Below are 15,240 nucleotides of genomic sequence, written 5' to 3'. Positions count from 1 at the left end.
CGCCGACCACCAGCAGGCTGCGCGCATCCGGCCGGGCCAGCCGCGCCGCTGCCAGCGCCGAGGCGGCTGCGGTGCGTCGCGAGGTGATCTCGTCGCCAGCCATGCTGGCCAGCGGCTGGCCGGTGGTGGCGTCATACAGCAGATAGCTGGAGAACAGGCCAGGCAGACCCAGTGCCGTGTTGCCCGGCGCGATATTGACGGTTTTGATGCCCAGGTAGCGGCCCGGCAGCCAGGCCGGCATGATCAGCGTGGTCAGCAAGCCCTGACCCTGCTCACCGGCGATGCTGTGCACATGGCGGGGTGGCACCTCGCAGCCGCTGATGAAGAGGCGCTCCAGCGCGGCGATCAGCGGCGCAAAGGCCAGGGCGCGGCGGGTGGCATGGTCGTCAAAGGTCTGGATCATCATCGTCCTGCGGTTGCCGGCGCATTCTCGCCCCGGCCCCGCCTGAATTTGTCAGCAGCNGGCATGGTCGTCAAAGGTCTGGATCATCATCGTCCTGCGGTTGCCGGCGCATTCTCGCCCCGGCCCCGCCTGAATTTGTCAGCAGCCCGGCCTCAGCGCGAAGCGCCGGGCGCTGGGCGGCACATGGCCCATTCGTCCGGCTCTACACCGCACAGCGCGCTCAGGTCCGCATCGGCGGGCTCGAAGCCCAGGCGCTGTAGCAGGCGCAGCGAGCGGACATTGGGTTTCTTCAGCACGGCCGTCAGCAGTCGCACCCGGTAATGCCCGGCCAGTTCATCGAGCATCAGGCTGACCGCCGCATGGGCCAATCCACGGCCCCAGAAGCGGCTGGCCATTTCATAGGCGATGGCGGCGCGGCCATCGGGGTAGACGGTGGCCTGCACATAGCCGGCCAGCTCCTCGCTGGGCCGCAGCCGTATCACCCAGTTGAGCCACAACTGCTGGCCGTCCGCCGACTGCCGGCTCTCCAGCCAGGCAAAGCGCTCGCTCAGCCAGGCCAGCGAGCTTGGCGGCGCATTCTCATGCGCGTAGATGGCCGGGTCGCAGAGCAGCGCAAACATCTCGGGCGCATGGGCCCGGACTTGCGGCTCCAGGCGCAGCAGTTCGGTTTCGAGGGTTCGCATCGGCTCAGAACAGCTGCTGACCACGGCCATAGGGGGCCGAGCGGCGCCCCATCACCCAGTCGCCGATCAGGCGGTAATAGCCCTCGGTCACCTGGGTGTAGCGGCGGCTGCCATCGGTAGCCTGCGTGAACTCCCACATGCCGTGGTCGGTGTCGGGGAAGAGATAGAGATGGATGGTCTTGCCCTCGCGCTTGAGCCGGCTCAGGCGCTCGCGTGTCACCTCGCCGGGAGCCTCACGGTCGGCCCCGGCCATGATCCACAGCAGCGGCGCCTGCAGCGCACGCAGCTCGCGCATCGCGTCGTAATGCCAGATCAGGCCCAGATTGTCGTGCAGGGCCGGGCCGAGCCGGCGCAGCGTCGCCTCGTCGCTGGCCAGCAGCGCGCCGGTGAATTCGCCCTTGATCTGGGCCAGCCAGGGCTCCTTCGCATAGCGCCGCTTCAAGGTCGCCAGCCGCTGATAGCCACTGCTGAAGTGCGAGGCCACCAGCGCCCCGGTGGCCTCGGTCAGCTCGCGCGCCTTGGCCAGCGTGGCCGGGCCATAGCCGGCTTCGCGCAGCTCGGCCATCACCTGGTCGCGGTCCTCCTCCAGCGGCGACAGCATCAGGCCGAAACCCACCACCACATAGTCGGCACCGCTGCGCCGCGCGGCCAGCGGCGCGACCCAGCCGCCCTGGCTGAAGCCGGCATAGCCGAAGCGGCCATACCGTCCCGCCGCGAGCCGGCGCGCCTCGGCCGCGGCGGCCATCGCGTCCTCGGCCAGCAGCTCGAAGTTCTGCGTGTACTGACCCTCGGAGCTGCCGGTGCCGCGCTTGTCGTAGACGAACACCGACATGCCTTGCGAGGCCAGCAGATAGGGATAGGCCGAGCCTAAAGCGGCCGTTTTCTCCGAACCATGCACATGGACGGTCAGCGGCGGTCGCGTCGTGGCGGCGTCGGGCGGCTCGATCAGCATGCCGGCGAGCTCGCTGCCCTGGCTCTTGAAGCGCAGCGCCGTCTGGCGGTAGTCGATACGCGGCCAGGTCTGCCAGTCCTCGGCGCCGCTGCCGCCGCTACGCACCTGCAGCCCCTCGGCCGTGCAGCGCAGCAGCGCGTCCGCCGCGCCAACGCCGCCCCGGCGGCCGTCGACAAAGACATAGCGCTGCGCCGTCGCGCCCTGCGGCGTGTCGGTGACGACGACGCGCTCGTGCGTCGCTTCACCATAGATGCCGGCCGGGCAGGCGGCCAGCGCCTTCGTGCTGGACAAGGCGGCGAGGCTGGTCAGCAGCAGCAGGGCGGCGGCGGAGGTCGTCATGGCTAAGGCGGTGGTCAATGCGGGAGGCCAGTGTGGCTGGCTCGTGCCGGCCGGTGGGCATCGGTGCGATGAAGTGCGGTGCCCTGGTGATGAATCGCGGGCGCGCCCGCCTTGCCTATCAATCGACCGAGAACTCCGCGACGAAATCGGCGGCACTCTGGGCCGCTGCAGCGATGCTGCGTGCGTGAGCGATCGCCCCCTTCGCCGTGGCCTTGGCCTGCGTCTCGAAACCGTGATCGCCGCCTATCACCGCGACACGCGCCATGCCGCCGGTATTGGAGGCCGCAAAGCGGTACAAGAAGGCTGGCGCGCACAGCGGATCGCGGTCCCCGGCGATGAAGCTCATCGGCCGCGACTCCTCGGCCAGGCCCGGATAGTTGGCCTCGGCCACCCCGCGTGGCATGGCCTCGTCCTTGGCCTGGCGGCTGCAGATAGGCGTCAGGAAGAGTCCGCTGCGCAGAGTCGGGTCGGCCCGGAAGGTGCGCCAGGCCACCACCGAGCCCATCGACTTGCCGCCGACCGAGATCCGGCCCTTGTCGACGCGGGCATCGGCTCGCGCCAGCGCGAGCACGCTGGCCATGTCCTCCAACTCAAGACTCAGATCCTCGGAAGGCCGGCCGGGCTTGCCGTCGGAGGGGCTGAAGTAGGCCCAGTTGAAACGGTAGACCGCGATGCCGGCCACGTTCAGGCGGCGCGCGCTTTGCTCCAGGACGGGCAGGGCCATGTGCTAGCCGGGGCCGCTTGCGAGCACCACGGCAGGGAACGGCCCTGCGCCGGCAGGGAAATCGGCCTGGACCTGCAGCGTGGCACCGCGTGGCGTGCGTGCCGTCTGTGTTTGTGCATTGGTGGACAAGGTGATGCTCAGCATCAGGGCAAAGCCTGTGGCGAATCGACGCGTCTTCATGGGTGGGCTGCTTGAGAAGGTGTCATTGACAGGCGAGGACCTGAGGCAGGAGCGCGTGCTCTGTTCGCTTGGCTGTGTCGGAGCTTTGCTCATAGATCTCTTGAAACCGCGGCCACGAACTCGGTCTTCGCCTGGGTGTACAGCTCCCTATCCTCCGCATGCTGCAGCGCCAGCCTGCTCTTCAGCGCGAGGTAGCGATCCGCGAGCTTCGGGTCGGCCCGCAGCGCATCCCGAAAGCGCAGGCGCTGGCGCCAGACGGCTTCGCCGAGGACCACGAGATGCAGGTGATGGGTTCGGCGGCCCTGCGCATGCCGCATCAGCCAGCGGCGATCCGACAGCGTGGCGTTGAACTCGGCCGAGGTCGTGTAGCCGCTGCGGGTCAGCGGATCGACGAGCGAGTCGGCCACGGCCATCGACGCCACACCGGCCAGGATGTCGATGATGGGTTTGGCGGTCATGCCCTCCACGGCGGTGCTGCCGAAGTGCTGCACATCGAGTAGCAGACCAGGAAACAAGGCCATCAGTCGCTGCCGCTCGGTCTCGAAAAGCACGGGCCAGTTTCGGTCGTAGGGCCGCAGGCTCACCGCTTCATCGATGGCCTGTTGCAGCGATTCATCGTCGGTCATGGCCCCCCTGAAGCGGCGCGGTGAGCCGGGGTGGGTTTGCGGCAAGTAGCAAGGACTCACGCCAAACGTCAACATTGAGACAATATTCCCCCGGCGCGATGTCAAGCAGATCTCGGTTAGGCAATAACTCGGTCGCGCATGGTGTGTCGTCGAGTAGCTTTAGCTGACCCACCATCCTCTTGGTCCCTTCCGGGCGCTTCGCTAGCTCAGCAAAGATGAGTTCGGCCAAAGCAGCATCGGCAATGCGGTAGGACAACGCTTCAAGAAGAAAGCGAATCGCGAGGTCTCCTTTCTGCGCAGCAGTTATAGAGGAGATGATCTGCCCGACGTCGTAAACCAGCGATGTCACCGGGTATCGATACCGAGACGCATCAAAGGACGGCGTGCCCTGGGTGGTGTTGACGTAGTAGACATTCAACGAGAACCACATTGAACGGTAAGCCGACAAGGCATTGACCGGTGGAGGGATGGAAGGCGTACTTTTTGGGATGGACTGTCCCGCCGCAACAGGGGGCAGAACAAGTGCCACGCATACGACCGCACAGCGCGTTGCCTTGAACACACCGATAGCCCTAGAAGCCAACACAAACAACCGACATCGGTTCTAAGTCAATGGCGGAGTAGAAGGACTCCAAATCAGAAGCGCCCGTCACCGCGCAACCCGCACTACAGGTAGCGGTTGGTCCCTTGCTGTTTTTGCCGCAGTTGTGGGTTTGAAAACCTCCTGACCGACCTGCAGGCATGCCGCCAATCGGCGTCAAGTCCCTACGGTTGAGATCTGTGCGTCTCGGTGCTTTGGGTGCACCACCGATTGCGTAGCACTTGCCAGGAGGGATCGGTCCCTTACCTTCGCGAGTCATGCATGTCGGATCGTTCATGCACGCGCCACCTCCAGACCCCCAATTTTCGCTTCGATAGGTCGGGTTGCCCGCAGTTTCCGGGTGACAGACCATCTCGCCAAAGCTCACGCTGTAATAACAGACATAAAGACCTGTCGGATCGACGCGGCTGACCGGATTCCCACCGACATATGCATACGTATTGATCCCCCCATCAAGCCCAATCGGGTCGCTTTGCACGTAGCGCGCCGCTGCGGTGCCGGCGAAACAGATACAGAGAAGCGCCAGCGCGCCGGCCTTCACGAATGCTGGTGTAGTCATCTGTCTTCTCCCTTTATGGTTGCTGGAGTGATTTGGCGCGAATCACTCTTTGCCGATAGTCCTGCTCTGATGTCAGATCCCGTGGTCGCCAGCCCAGCGCATAGGCCTGGTGCAAGAGCGTATTCATGCGCTCCTCGTACATGCTGAACAGGGCGCGCTTCTCCGTCGGGATGTCGTTGGGTGTCGGGTACTTGCTCGTGAAGTCCTGCTTCCACTTCGCGAAGTAGGCCTGATGCTCGTGGAGGAGGAGCGAAACGTCCTTCGAGCTGTGTTCCAACGCAAGCTTGGCCATCGCAATGCGCTGGTCTTGCAGGCCTTGCGTGTCGTAGAACTCCAGCAGCGTGCTGACCATGACGATCACGGTCTCTTTCTTGGTCAGCGGGCGCATATAGATGCCCGAGGCGATCGCTTCATCGGTCATCGGAAACTGCTGCCGCATCCATTCGTCGCGCGTGAAGCCTGCGCTACTCGTCGTTTCGAGATTGAAGAGCTTGCCCTTGTCGTCTCTGTATTTGACAAAGAGGTGATTGGGTGCGGCGGCCGCCGTCACATCGATGCCAAGCTTCTGTCCAAGAATGATGAACAGCAGCGGCATCGAGACGCAGTTGCCTTTGCGCGTCGCGAGGTAGGTCGTCAAGAGCTTGTTGCGGACGTTCGTGCCAAGGGGATCGTCCAGGTCGTACGTGAATGGCCGATTGCCATTCCAGGGGCTTGCCTTGTACATGTGGAAGCGCAGCGCATCCATGGTGAGGCGCTTGGACGCCCCCGCCGGCAGCATGGACCTCAGCTCACGGACCATTCCATCAAGTTGTACCTGCGTTCGCTCAAGGTCAGTACTTGAATCGATCATGCGGTCGATCATCAGCTTTGCCCGAGCGAGATCGATGTCGGCGTCTGGTGATTGAAGAATTTGTCGAACTGTCGCCAGGTCGTCGCTACCGGTAGATCGCGGCAAGGGCTGTGTCTGGGTACCAGCGGACATCGCTGGTGCGCCCCATGCGACGGCCAGGACCACAACCAGGCACGCAGTGCTGGCCAGCCTGCAGATCAAGAGAATGCACGGAGAAATCGGGCAGCGGTTCATTCTTGGTTTGCGTAGCTGTTGATATCAACCCGCGCCTCCCTTGTGCGCGAGTCGTTCTTGCTGGCCGGTGGCAAGATAGCACGGGCTCGCCGCGTACTCAAGAAGCACCTCCCGGGAATCGGCCGCACTCATTGATGCCATTCCCATTGCCTCTGCGCCAGCATGGCCCACAGAAAGCCCTCGCCGAACAGCCCGCTTTCGGCCGGCCGCTGCGGCTTCATCTGGCGCAGCTGGCGGATGCGAAACAATGTGCTGCCTTCCCAGATCTCGCGCAGCGCTGGCTCGCTATAGCCGAGCCCGCCGCCCAGGCTGCGGCGCTCATAGACCTCGGCATCCGACAGGCCGCTGCCGCCCTCGGGCCGGAAACACACCATGCCGAAGTGCCCGCCCGGCTTCAGGGCTGCGGCGACCAGCTGCAGATAGCTGTCCCGGCGGTGCGGCGGCAGGTGATGGAACAGGCCCGAGTCATAGACCAGGTCGTAGGCACCGGTTGCCAGCGCGAGATCGAAGACCGATGCCTGCTGCAGCCGCAGGCTGACACCGGCTTCGCTTGCGCGCTGCGTGGCCCAGGAAATCGCCGCCTGCGAATAATCGACCGCTGTGACCTCGGCGAAACCCGAGCGCGCCAGCAAGACGGCATTGCGCCCGTTGCCGCAACCCAGATCGAGTGCCGTGCCGTGCGGCGCGATCAGGCCGTCCGCGAGCCATTCATGCAGACACTCGTCCGGCGCACTGCCGAAGAAGGGCACCGGCCTGGCCCGGTCGGCGTAGAAGCCGTCCCACCAGGCGCTGTGCCGGTCGGCCAGCAGCGCGTCTAAGGCGGCGAGGTCTTGAGGGGGGTAAGGCTTCATGCTGTGGCTCAGGGCTTGGCGAACAGGGTCTCGACGAGGAAATCAGTGCATCAGGTCAAGGCGCTGCCTGGTGCCGTCCTGTTCAAAGACCATTCGTTTGATCGTCCATTGCCCCAGGTCTTGCACGGCCTCGACGTAGGCGGTTCCCTTGCCCTTGGGTCCCTCCACGGCGAACGACAGGCTGGCACTGCCTTGCGGGCCGGAGGTCTGCATTTGTCCCGTCGGCATGCCGGTCGACATCGGTGTGCCGATCATTTGGGTCACTTGCTCGCTCGATTGAAGCTTTGCAAGCGATAGCTTGAATACGTCCGAATCCTTGAACGCTGCCGAAATTCCAAAGAACAGCGCAACAGCCAGGGCAGCGAATCCGAGCCAGGCGATGACCCCCCATTGAGCCCAGCGCCTCTGCACAGCGCGGAACTGTTCCGCGCTGTCCCAGCGCTTGTTTCGCCAGGCCCATGCACTGCCCTTGACGCCGAGGACGAAGATCATCGCGAAGTTCACCAGCGGGACGAACATCAGGAAGGCGATAAAGGTGTTGTTGCCGATGCCCCAGATCCAGCTGAGCAGAAACGCACCCCAGTTCCAGCGATCAAGATCGGCCGGAACCGTCGCCGCTGCACCCTGGCCTGAATTGTTTTTCTCCATCTCGACGTATCCCTTTGGCGTTGAATGGTGGTGGCGGCTCTTTGGTCGCAAATCGCTTGCCCCGGGGGCTTCCGACGGCTGCGCAACTGTATCGATCGATCGCCTTGGCGCGGGCCCGAACAGAACTACCGGCGCCTATCGAAAGGCACTGAAAGATCGGCGAGTCGGCACCCGGTGATTTTCGCGGCTGGGTGATCAGGAATCCCTAGGGTATGTGCTTGCTCCCCCATTGGTGGGGCTCGGTGCTCGGCTCTGCAGGCGGCAGCAGCATATGACGCTCGGGCTCTACGCGCTGACAGTTCGGCTCTGCCCCAGGTCAGCCATTTCCCGCGTCTTCGCCTTCGGCGAGCCATTGCTCGGCACGCAATTGTTCTATGGCTGCGGCCATGCGCGACTGATAGGACGACTGCTGCTCTGGCGTCTGTCCTTGGTTCAACTCGAAGATGAACTGCGCGATCACAAAGGCGATGGCGTGAATGGCGTCATGCCGTGACAGCCCCTCGGATTGAAGTCGAGCTACCGCCCGCTTGCTCGGGCCGTAGCCGCTGGCGATCTGGTTTTCCACGACGACATGCATCGCCGCATGCAGCTTCATGCCCGGGACCTTCGCCCGCGCCGATATGTGTTGGTTCAGTACCAAGCGGATGCGATCCACCTCCGGCATGGCAAGCCATGTGCCGGGGTCGGGCGTCTCGTCGGGGTTGTAGAAAGTGCGGGCCATCGATCTGATCCTGATTGCCTGGTCAATCCCATGCTGCAGTCTGTCGCAGGGCTCAGACGGCCTGCAGCAGCCGCTCGCGCCACTGCCATTCCAGCCTCGCCAGGCCGGCCACAAAAACGGCCTCGCCGACCAGATGGGCGAGGCCGAATATCGACGCCGTTCCCGCAAAGCTTGCCGCCATGCCGAGGCAGACGGCCGCCCAGACGCTGTTGGCGATCACCAGCAGGGTGATCAGCAGCCGGGGCCGGCTGGCCCGCATGGCAAGGCAGAAGGAGTAGGCGGCGTAGAGCAGGTTGACGACGCCGATCAGCTGCAGCAGGTTTTGCGGCAGGGCGTGCAGCTGGGCGAGCGCGGGGCTCAGCAGCAGGCACAGGCTGCCGGCCAGCGCGGCGGCGGAGCCATCGATCCACAGCAACTTGGGGATGAGCCGGTCCATAGGGCTGGCGTGGTCGGTGGCGGGCGTTCAGCGCGCGGATCGCGCCGATGCGTTCAGGAACTGGTAGACCCTGGGCGTCCGCTGCCGCCAGATCCCGCTGGCGAGATCGCCGAAATACTGCTGGCAGTAGTTGTGCATGATTGACTTTTCGATGGCAGGGTCCATGCCGACGAAGGGCGTGACCAGCTTGTTTTCGTAGCCCTGCTTGAGCATTTGCTCGAACTGCTGGCGCAGCTGCGGGCTGGCGCGCTCCATGGCCTGAAAGCCCTGCTCGGCATGACGGATCTCCTGCGCATCGATGCGGCGCCACTTTTCGAGATCGCGCTCGATGGCCGGGCCCAGTTCAGGGAAACGGGCCGAGCACTCCCGCCGCATGCGTTCCGAGATACCGATGGTCATCTTGTAGATGCCGATCGCCTCTCCCGGCGTGTCCGCGTCCGCATAGGGGAGCGGCTGCGCAAGGCTGCGGGACGGAGCGATCAGTATCAGGATGGTCGAGCAGAGCAGGACAAGGGTTTTCATGGGTGCTGGAATGGCAGGCGGGGCTCGATGGTCGGGTTGCTTGTTCAGGGGGCTGGCTGCAGCGGCAAACTCATCACCACACTCAATCCTCCGCCCTGGCGATTGCTCAGCGCGATGCGCCCGCCGTGGGCCTCGGCGATCTCGCGGGCCAGGGCCAGGCCCAGGCCGGAGCCGCTGCGCTTGGTCGAGTAGAAGGGCAAGAGGGCCTGGCTCAGCACGGTCTCGCTCATGCCGGGGCCGCCATCGGAGACGGTCAGGCGCAAGTCCTGACCCTCGTGGGCAACGCCCAGCGTGATGGCCTCGGGCGGGCCGCCGGCCTCGTGGGCGTTCTTCAGCAGATTGATCAGGGCCTGCTCGATCTGCGCCGCGTCGAAATGGCCGGGGCGCTGTGGCAGCGCGCCGTCCAGGCGGAAGCTGTAGTGCGCCCCCAGGCGATCCAGCAGGGTGGCCCAGTCGACCTCGGCGGGCTGCGGCGCCGGCAGCTTGGCGAAGCGGGCATAGCCATCGAGGAACTGGTGCAGATGGCGGGCGCGGTCGCCGATGCTGGCGAACACGCCGGGCAGGCGGGCCAGGTGCTCGGTGCCGCCGCGGCGCGCCAGTTCGGCGCCGCTATGAGCCAGCGAGGAGATTGGCGCCAGCGAGTTGTTCAGCTCGTGGCTGATCACCCGTATCACCCGTTTCCAGCTCGCCACCTCCTGGCGCGACAGCTCGCGGGTCATGCGGCGCAGCAGGCGCAGGCGGTGCGGCCGGCCCTGCAGGCGGAACTCGCGCTGCGACAGGTGGAAGCTCTCCTCGGCGCCGTCCAGCTCCAGGCTGAACAGGCCGTCCTGCTGGGTCTGCATGGCCTCGCGCAGCGCGGCCGGCGCCTCGACCAGCAGCGCGCTGAAGTCCGCGCCCTGGATGCTGCGGCCTTCGGCCAGCAGCTGGCGGGCGGCGATATTGGCATAGACCACACGCTCGCCGGCATCGCTGAGCACCAGCGCGACGGGGGTGTTCTGCACCACCGTGTCCAGCAGCAGCTCGCGCTGGGCCAGATGCTGGCGCTGCTCGCGCAGCGCGTGGCCCAGTTCCTGGTGCAGGCGCATCAGCGCCTGCATCTCGGCGCTGGCGCCGGGCGCATCGGCGGCGATCGAGCTACCGAACTCGCCGTCGCGGTAGCTCAGCACCGCGCCCTCGAGCGCTCGCAGCAGGCGCGCCAGCGGTGCGCTGAGCCCATGGGCGATCAACCAGGCCAGCGGCAGCAGCATCAGGCCGGTCAGCGCCAGCGCGGCTGGCGCGCTCAGCGCGGGCTGGCCCAGCAGGGCCAGCAGCTGCGGCAGCGGCCAGACGCTCAGGCCGGCATGCAGGGCCAGCGTGCCCAGGCCCGTGGCGACCAGGCCCAGCGTCAGCCGCATGGCCAGGGTGTTCAGCCGCGTCATTTCAGCCACATCAGGGCGCGTCCATGCCGTAGCGCTCCATGCGCCGGTACAGGGCCTGGCGCGAGAGACCCAGCGCCTGGGCCGCGCGGCTGACCACACCGCCGGCGCTGTTCAGCGCGGCCTGCACGGCCTCGCGGCTGGGCTCGTCCAGATTGCGGTGCGCTGCGGGCGCCGGCAGGGCCAGCAGCTCCGGCCCTATGGTCTGCCCGCCGGCCAGCAGGGCGGCCCGCTCGATGACATTCTTCAGCTCGCGCACATTGCCGGGCCAGGCATGGGCCAGCAGCGCGGCGCGGGCGCCGTCGCTGAGCGTGGCGCGCCCGGCCAGAAAATGCTCGGCCAGCGGCAGGATGTCATCGCCGCGCTCGGCCAGGGCCGGCAGCGCGATCTCGATGACATTGAGCCGGTAGTACAGATCCTCGCGGAAGCTGCCGGCGCGCACCATCGCGCGCAGATCGGCATTGGTGGCGCTGAGCACGCGCACCTTGACCTCGCGCGTGCGGCTCGATCCGAGGCGCTCGAAGCGGCCGGTCTCGAGCACGCGCAGAAGCTTGACCTGGCCGGCCAGCGGCAGGTTGCCGATCTCGTCGAGAAACAGCGTGCCGCCGTCGGCCGCTTCGAAGCGGCCCTCGCGCGCCCGGGTCGAGCCGGTGAAAGCGCCGCTCTCGGAGCCGAACAGCTCGGCCTCGATCAGCTCGCCGGGCAGGGCGCCGCAGTTGACCGCGACAAAGGGCGCGCCTGTCTGGCCCGAGTTCGCATGCACGATGGCGGCGACCCGCTCCTTGCCGCTGCCATTGGGGCCGGTGATCAGCACCGGCGCCGCCGAGCGGGCCACCTGGCAGGCCAGCTCCAGGCAGCGCAGCATCGCATCGGACGCGAACACCAGGCCGTCGAGCCGGTAGCGCCCGGCCAGCGCCTCGTGCCGGCGGCGCCGCTCGCGGCGGCCGCTGTGCAGGGCGCGACTGCTCTCGGCCAGCTCCAGCAGGTTCTCCACCGTGGCCAAGAGCTTGGCGTCGTCCCAGGGCTTGGCCAGGTAGTCGGCGGCCCCGGCCTTGACCAGGGCCACCGCGCTCTCCAGATGGGTCCAGGCGGTCAGCAATATGACCGGCAGGTCGGGCCGGGCCGCACGCAGCGCCTTGAACAAGACCTGACCCTCGAGCCCGGAGGTGGTGTCGGCCTGGAAGTTCATGTCCTGTATCACCAGGTCCACGTCCTCGCGTTCGAGCAGGGCCAGGCCCTGGGCCGGGTCCGGCGCCACCAGCGCGCGGATGTCGTGCAGCGAGAGTAGCAGGGCCAGGGCCTCGCCCACGCCGGGGTGGTCATCGATGATCAGAACGGTGCGCATTGGGAGCGGACTTTAATTCAGCCCCCGCATCACCAGCATCGGCGGCAGCGCCGCCGCGCGGCGCGCGGGGCCCAGCACGGCCAGCTGACCCAGGGCCCACAGCAGCAGCGCACCGATGGGCAGGTAGAGCAGCGGCAGGCGCGGCAGCTCGTACTGCGTCATCAGCATCAGATTGATGCCATAGGCCAGCGCCATGCCCAGCGTGATGCCTATGCTGGAGAGCAGGAAGTTCTCGGTCTGGAAGTAGCGCAGGATCTGCGCCCGGCTGGCGCCCAGGGCGCGGCGCGTGCCTATCATGCGGCTGCGCTGCTGCACCCAGAAACTGGCCAGGCCGACGATGCCGAAGGCCGTCACCACCAGCATGGCCGCGCAGACCGCCAGCAGCAGGCCCACCATGAAGCGGTCCTGGCGGTAGTAGTCGGCGCGCAGTTCCTCCAGCAGGCGCTGCTGGCGGAACAAGCGCTTGCCGCCCTGGCTGCTCTGCTCCAGGGCTGCCGCCGCGGCCTTGAGCACGGCCTGGCGGTCTGCGTCCGGGCTTGCCCGCAGCACATAGATGCCGCCGCGGAAGGTGGGCCGGATCGGCAGCACCATGGTGTAGCGCTCGCGCTCATCCGCCAGGCCGGGGTTGGGCGAGGGCAGATGCTCCAGCACACCCACCACGATCTGTGGTGCGGCGCCGTAGACATAGATGGGCTGGCCCAGGGCGGAACGGCCCGGGAACATGCGCTCGGCCAGGGCACGGTTGATGATGACGGCCGGCACCTTGGGCTCCTCGCCGGGCTTGAAGACTTGGGCGCCGTCGGCGTACTCGGCGGGCTCGAAGTCGCGGCCCTCCGCCAGTGTCAGGCCCAGCGTGGGCAGCCAGTTCTCGCTGGCGACATAGCGCCCGACATTGATGTTCTGCTGACGAGGGTCGGGCGTGCTGCCCACGCCCTCGGCCACGCTGTTGCGCCCGAAGGGCAGCTGGGAAACCAGGCTGGCCGCGCGCACGCCGGGCAGGGCGCGTAGCGCTGCCAGATCGGCCTGGGTCTGGGCCTCGGGATTCTGGCTGCGGCTCAGGCCCTCGATCCGCAGCACCACCAGCTCGCGGTCGGCCAGGCCGCTGGGGGCCTGGATCAGCTTCAGGCGTTCGGTGATCACGAACAGGGCGTTGCAGACGATGGCGCAGGTGAGTGCGATCTGGATCACGATCAGGCCCGCGGCGATCTTGTGGCGCTTGAGCGTGGAGAGGATGGGCAGGATGTCCATGGCAAAGTTCCGGTGAGGAGGGCTTACTGGCTCTTGAGCTGCAGGGCGGGCATGACCTGGCAGGCGCGCCAAGCGGGCAGCAGGCCCGCGGCCAGGGCGGCGCCGAGGGCGCTGGCCAGGGTGATGCCGAGCATGGTCCAGTCCAGCTGGGCGAGCTGGGCATGGGCGCTGGGGTTGAGGCGGATCGCGGCCAGCCCGGCCCAGGTCAGCAGCAGGCCCAGCAGGCCGCCCGCCAGGCCCAGCACGCCGGCCTCCACCAGGAACTGGCTGAAGATGTCGCGCCGCGAAGCGCCCAGGGCGCGGCGCACGCCGATCTCGCCGGAGCGGCGCAGGCATTTGGCCAGCAGCAGACCGACGGTATTGCTGAGGCAGACCAGCAGGAAGCCGAAGCCCAGCCAGAGCTGCAGGCGCACATCGCTGGGCACGACCTGGCGCTGGCTGAGCCAGTCCGGCACCGTGCTCAGGCGGCCGATGGCCGGGTGTTCGAAGCGCCCCGCGCGATGCTGCTCGGCCGCGTAGTGGTTCAGATAGCTCTGGTACTGGGGCAGGGCGGCCGGGCTCTCCAGCTCCACCCAGTACTGCAGCCATGCGCAGGGCGCATTCAGGGCGCGCGGGTCGCCAACGGGGCCGTCCCAGCAGTTGACATCGCCGGCGCTGGGCAGGTCCAGGTCCAGCGCGGTCTGCAGTGGCGCATAGACCTGGGCCGCATGCTCGTAGGCCCCCATGGTGAGGTCGAAGTAATGCGGTGCCGGGCGCCAGTCGTCCAGCACGCCGATGATCTGCAGGTCCTTGTCACGCAGGCGCAGGGTCTGGCCCAGGGCATCGCTACGGCCGAACAGCTTGAGCGCGAGCTCGCGGCCAATCACGGCCACGCGGGCCTTGCCCTGGTCCTCGGCAGCGCTCCAGCTGCGGCCGTGCAGCAGCGGGGCCTCGAACATGGAGAAGAAGTGGCTGCTGGTCCAGCGCCCGGTCTCCGTGAAGGGCAGTAGCGCGGCAGAGCCGGGGGCGCCCGAGCCTGCAGGGTCGACCGCGATGATGGCGCCGGTCATCATCACCTGGCGCTGGCCGCGCGCTTCACGCAGCAGGGCCTCGGCATCGAATCGGGTGAGCTGCAGCAGATAGCTGGGGTTGGGGCTGCTGCTCTGCTCCAGCGGAGGCCGGGCGTCGATCTGCACATTGAAGAGCCTGGCGCTCTTGTGCGGAATCGGGTCGCCGGACAGGGCCCGGAACAGGGTCAGCGTGGTCATGCAGGCGGCAATGCCCAGGCCGATGGCGATGACCATCAGTGCCGTCAGGGCCCGCGAATTGCGGAAGCTGCTCAGGGCCAGTGCGAGGTAGTAGCTCAACATTCTTGGGGTCCTCAGGGTTCCAGCAGGGCATTGATGGCCGCGAGCTGGGTGTCATCGACGACGCCGGCGGCGCGCTGCAGGCCCAGCCGTGCCAGCACGTACTGGTGGCGCGCCTGCGAGTGGGCGTTCTGCGCCGCAGCCTGGTTCTGGATCGCCAGCAGCAGGTCGGTCATCGAGCGGATGCCCAGGGCCTGGCCGGTCTGGGTCGCGGCCAGTGCCCTGGCGGCGGCGTCGACGGCGGACTGCGTGGCCTCGATCTGGGCGATCGCGGCCAGCACGGCGTCGTACTGCTCCAGGGTTTCGCGTGCCACCTGGCGGCGGCGCTGCTCCAGGGTTTCGCGCGCGGCGTCCCGCTGGTGGGCGGCCTGGCGGCGCAGCGCCTCGGTGCTGCCGCCGGCGAACAGCGGCACATTCAAGGCCACGCCCAGGGTGGTTTCGGTTCGGCCCGGCTGCGCCGCTGCCAGCGGGTCGCGCCACTGGCTCACGCGGCCGCTGTCCAGGCTCAGGCCGACGGTGGGCAGGTGGGCGGCGCGGGCGCCGTCCAGCGCGCTCTC

Annotated in this window: 18 protein-coding genes and 1 pseudogene; all 19 read right to left on the bottom strand. The window is 67.1% G+C overall.

Going from position 1 to position 15,240, the window contains the following annotated elements:
* Positions 1-400: pseudogene (locus tag PO768_RS24100) on the bottom strand (ornithine cyclodeaminase family protein); the annotation flags it as partial.
* 155 nt (positions 401-555) lie between these two features.
* Positions 556-1,086, bottom strand: a complete 531-nt coding sequence (locus tag PO768_RS24095; RefSeq protein WP_272648062.1) for a GNAT family N-acetyltransferase — start codon at positions 1,084-1,086, stop codon at positions 556-558.
* Between the two features lie 4 nt (positions 1,087-1,090).
* Positions 1,091-2,377 carry an alpha/beta hydrolase family protein gene (locus tag PO768_RS24090; RefSeq protein ID WP_272648061.1) on the bottom strand — a complete coding sequence of 429 codons (1,287 nt, stop codon included), beginning with the start codon at positions 2,375-2,377 and terminating at the stop codon, positions 1,091-1,093.
* A gap of 118 nt (positions 2,378-2,495) precedes the next feature.
* A complete protein-coding gene (locus tag PO768_RS24085) occupies positions 2,496-3,101 on the bottom strand; it encodes an alpha/beta family hydrolase (protein ID WP_272648060.1) in 606 nt (201 codons plus the stop codon).
* 3 nt (positions 3,102-3,104) lie between these two features.
* On the bottom strand, positions 3,105-3,281 hold the full coding sequence (locus tag PO768_RS24080) for a hypothetical protein (protein WP_272648059.1): 177 nt from the start codon (positions 3,279-3,281) through the stop codon (positions 3,105-3,107).
* Between the two features lie 89 nt (positions 3,282-3,370).
* Complete coding sequence (locus PO768_RS24075; protein WP_272648058.1) at positions 3,371-3,907, bottom strand: GrpB family protein; 537 nt, start codon at positions 3,905-3,907, stop codon at positions 3,371-3,373.
* A complete protein-coding gene (locus PO768_RS24070) occupies positions 3,894-4,325 on the bottom strand; it encodes a hypothetical protein (protein ID WP_272648057.1) in 432 nt (143 codons plus the stop codon). The genes PO768_RS24075 and PO768_RS24070 overlap by 14 nt, the downstream gene beginning before the upstream one ends.
* Before the next feature lie 154 nt (positions 4,326-4,479).
* A complete protein-coding gene (locus PO768_RS24065; RefSeq protein WP_272648056.1) occupies positions 4,480-5,067 on the bottom strand; it encodes an RHS repeat-associated core domain-containing protein in 588 nt (195 codons plus the stop codon).
* Between the two features lie 13 nt (positions 5,068-5,080).
* Positions 5,081-6,151: a transglutaminase family protein gene (locus tag PO768_RS24060; RefSeq protein ID WP_272648055.1), complete on the bottom strand. Its 1,071-nt coding sequence runs from the start codon at positions 6,149-6,151 to the stop codon at positions 5,081-5,083.
* Positions 6,152-6,279: 128 nt separating this feature from the next.
* On the bottom strand, positions 6,280-7,002 hold the full coding sequence (locus PO768_RS24055) for a class I SAM-dependent methyltransferase (protein WP_272648054.1): 723 nt from the start codon (positions 7,000-7,002) through the stop codon (positions 6,280-6,282).
* Between the two features lie 42 nt (positions 7,003-7,044).
* Positions 7,045-7,650, bottom strand: a complete 606-nt coding sequence (locus PO768_RS24050) for a cytochrome c oxidase assembly factor Coa1 family protein (protein ID WP_272648053.1) — start codon at positions 7,648-7,650, stop codon at positions 7,045-7,047.
* A 316-nt stretch (positions 7,651-7,966) separates the two neighbouring features.
* Complete coding sequence (locus PO768_RS24045) at positions 7,967-8,371, bottom strand: DUF1841 family protein (RefSeq protein WP_272648052.1); 405 nt, start codon at positions 8,369-8,371, stop codon at positions 7,967-7,969.
* Between the two features lie 52 nt (positions 8,372-8,423).
* The gene (locus PO768_RS24040) at positions 8,424-8,807 is read right to left on the bottom strand and encodes a hypothetical protein (RefSeq protein WP_272648051.1); all 384 of its coding nucleotides are present in this window, start codon (positions 8,805-8,807) and stop codon (positions 8,424-8,426) included.
* Positions 8,808-8,834: 27 nt separating this feature from the next.
* Positions 8,835-9,329 (bottom strand): hypothetical protein, encoded by a 495-nt coding sequence (locus PO768_RS24035; RefSeq protein ID WP_272648050.1) that lies wholly within the window; start codon positions 9,327-9,329, stop codon positions 8,835-8,837.
* A 44-nt stretch (positions 9,330-9,373) separates the two neighbouring features.
* Positions 9,374-10,747 carry a sensor histidine kinase gene (locus PO768_RS24030; protein ID WP_272648049.1) on the bottom strand — a complete coding sequence of 458 codons (1,374 nt, stop codon included), beginning with the start codon at positions 10,745-10,747 and terminating at the stop codon, positions 9,374-9,376.
* A gap of 10 nt (positions 10,748-10,757) precedes the next feature.
* Complete coding sequence (locus PO768_RS24025; protein ID WP_272648048.1) at positions 10,758-12,089, bottom strand: sigma-54-dependent transcriptional regulator; 1,332 nt, start codon at positions 12,087-12,089, stop codon at positions 10,758-10,760.
* A 12-nt stretch (positions 12,090-12,101) separates the two neighbouring features.
* The gene (locus PO768_RS24020) at positions 12,102-13,337 is read right to left on the bottom strand and encodes an ABC transporter permease (RefSeq protein WP_272648047.1); all 1,236 of its coding nucleotides are present in this window, start codon (positions 13,335-13,337) and stop codon (positions 12,102-12,104) included.
* A 23-nt stretch (positions 13,338-13,360) separates the two neighbouring features.
* Positions 13,361-14,686 (bottom strand): ABC transporter permease, encoded by a 1,326-nt coding sequence (locus PO768_RS24015; protein WP_272648046.1) that lies wholly within the window; start codon positions 14,684-14,686, stop codon positions 13,361-13,363.
* Positions 14,687-14,697: 11 nt separating this feature from the next.
* On the bottom strand, positions 14,698-15,240 hold a 543-nt coding region (locus PO768_RS24010), incomplete at its 5' end, for a TolC family protein (protein ID WP_272648045.1).

This window comes from Paucibacter sp. XJ19-41 (assembly GCF_028462495.1).
Lineage (GTDB): Bacteria > Pseudomonadota > Gammaproteobacteria > Burkholderiales > Burkholderiaceae_C > Roseateles_E.
Note: the sequence above shows the minus strand (reverse complement) of the source record. Positions and strands in the feature narration are given on the sequence as shown.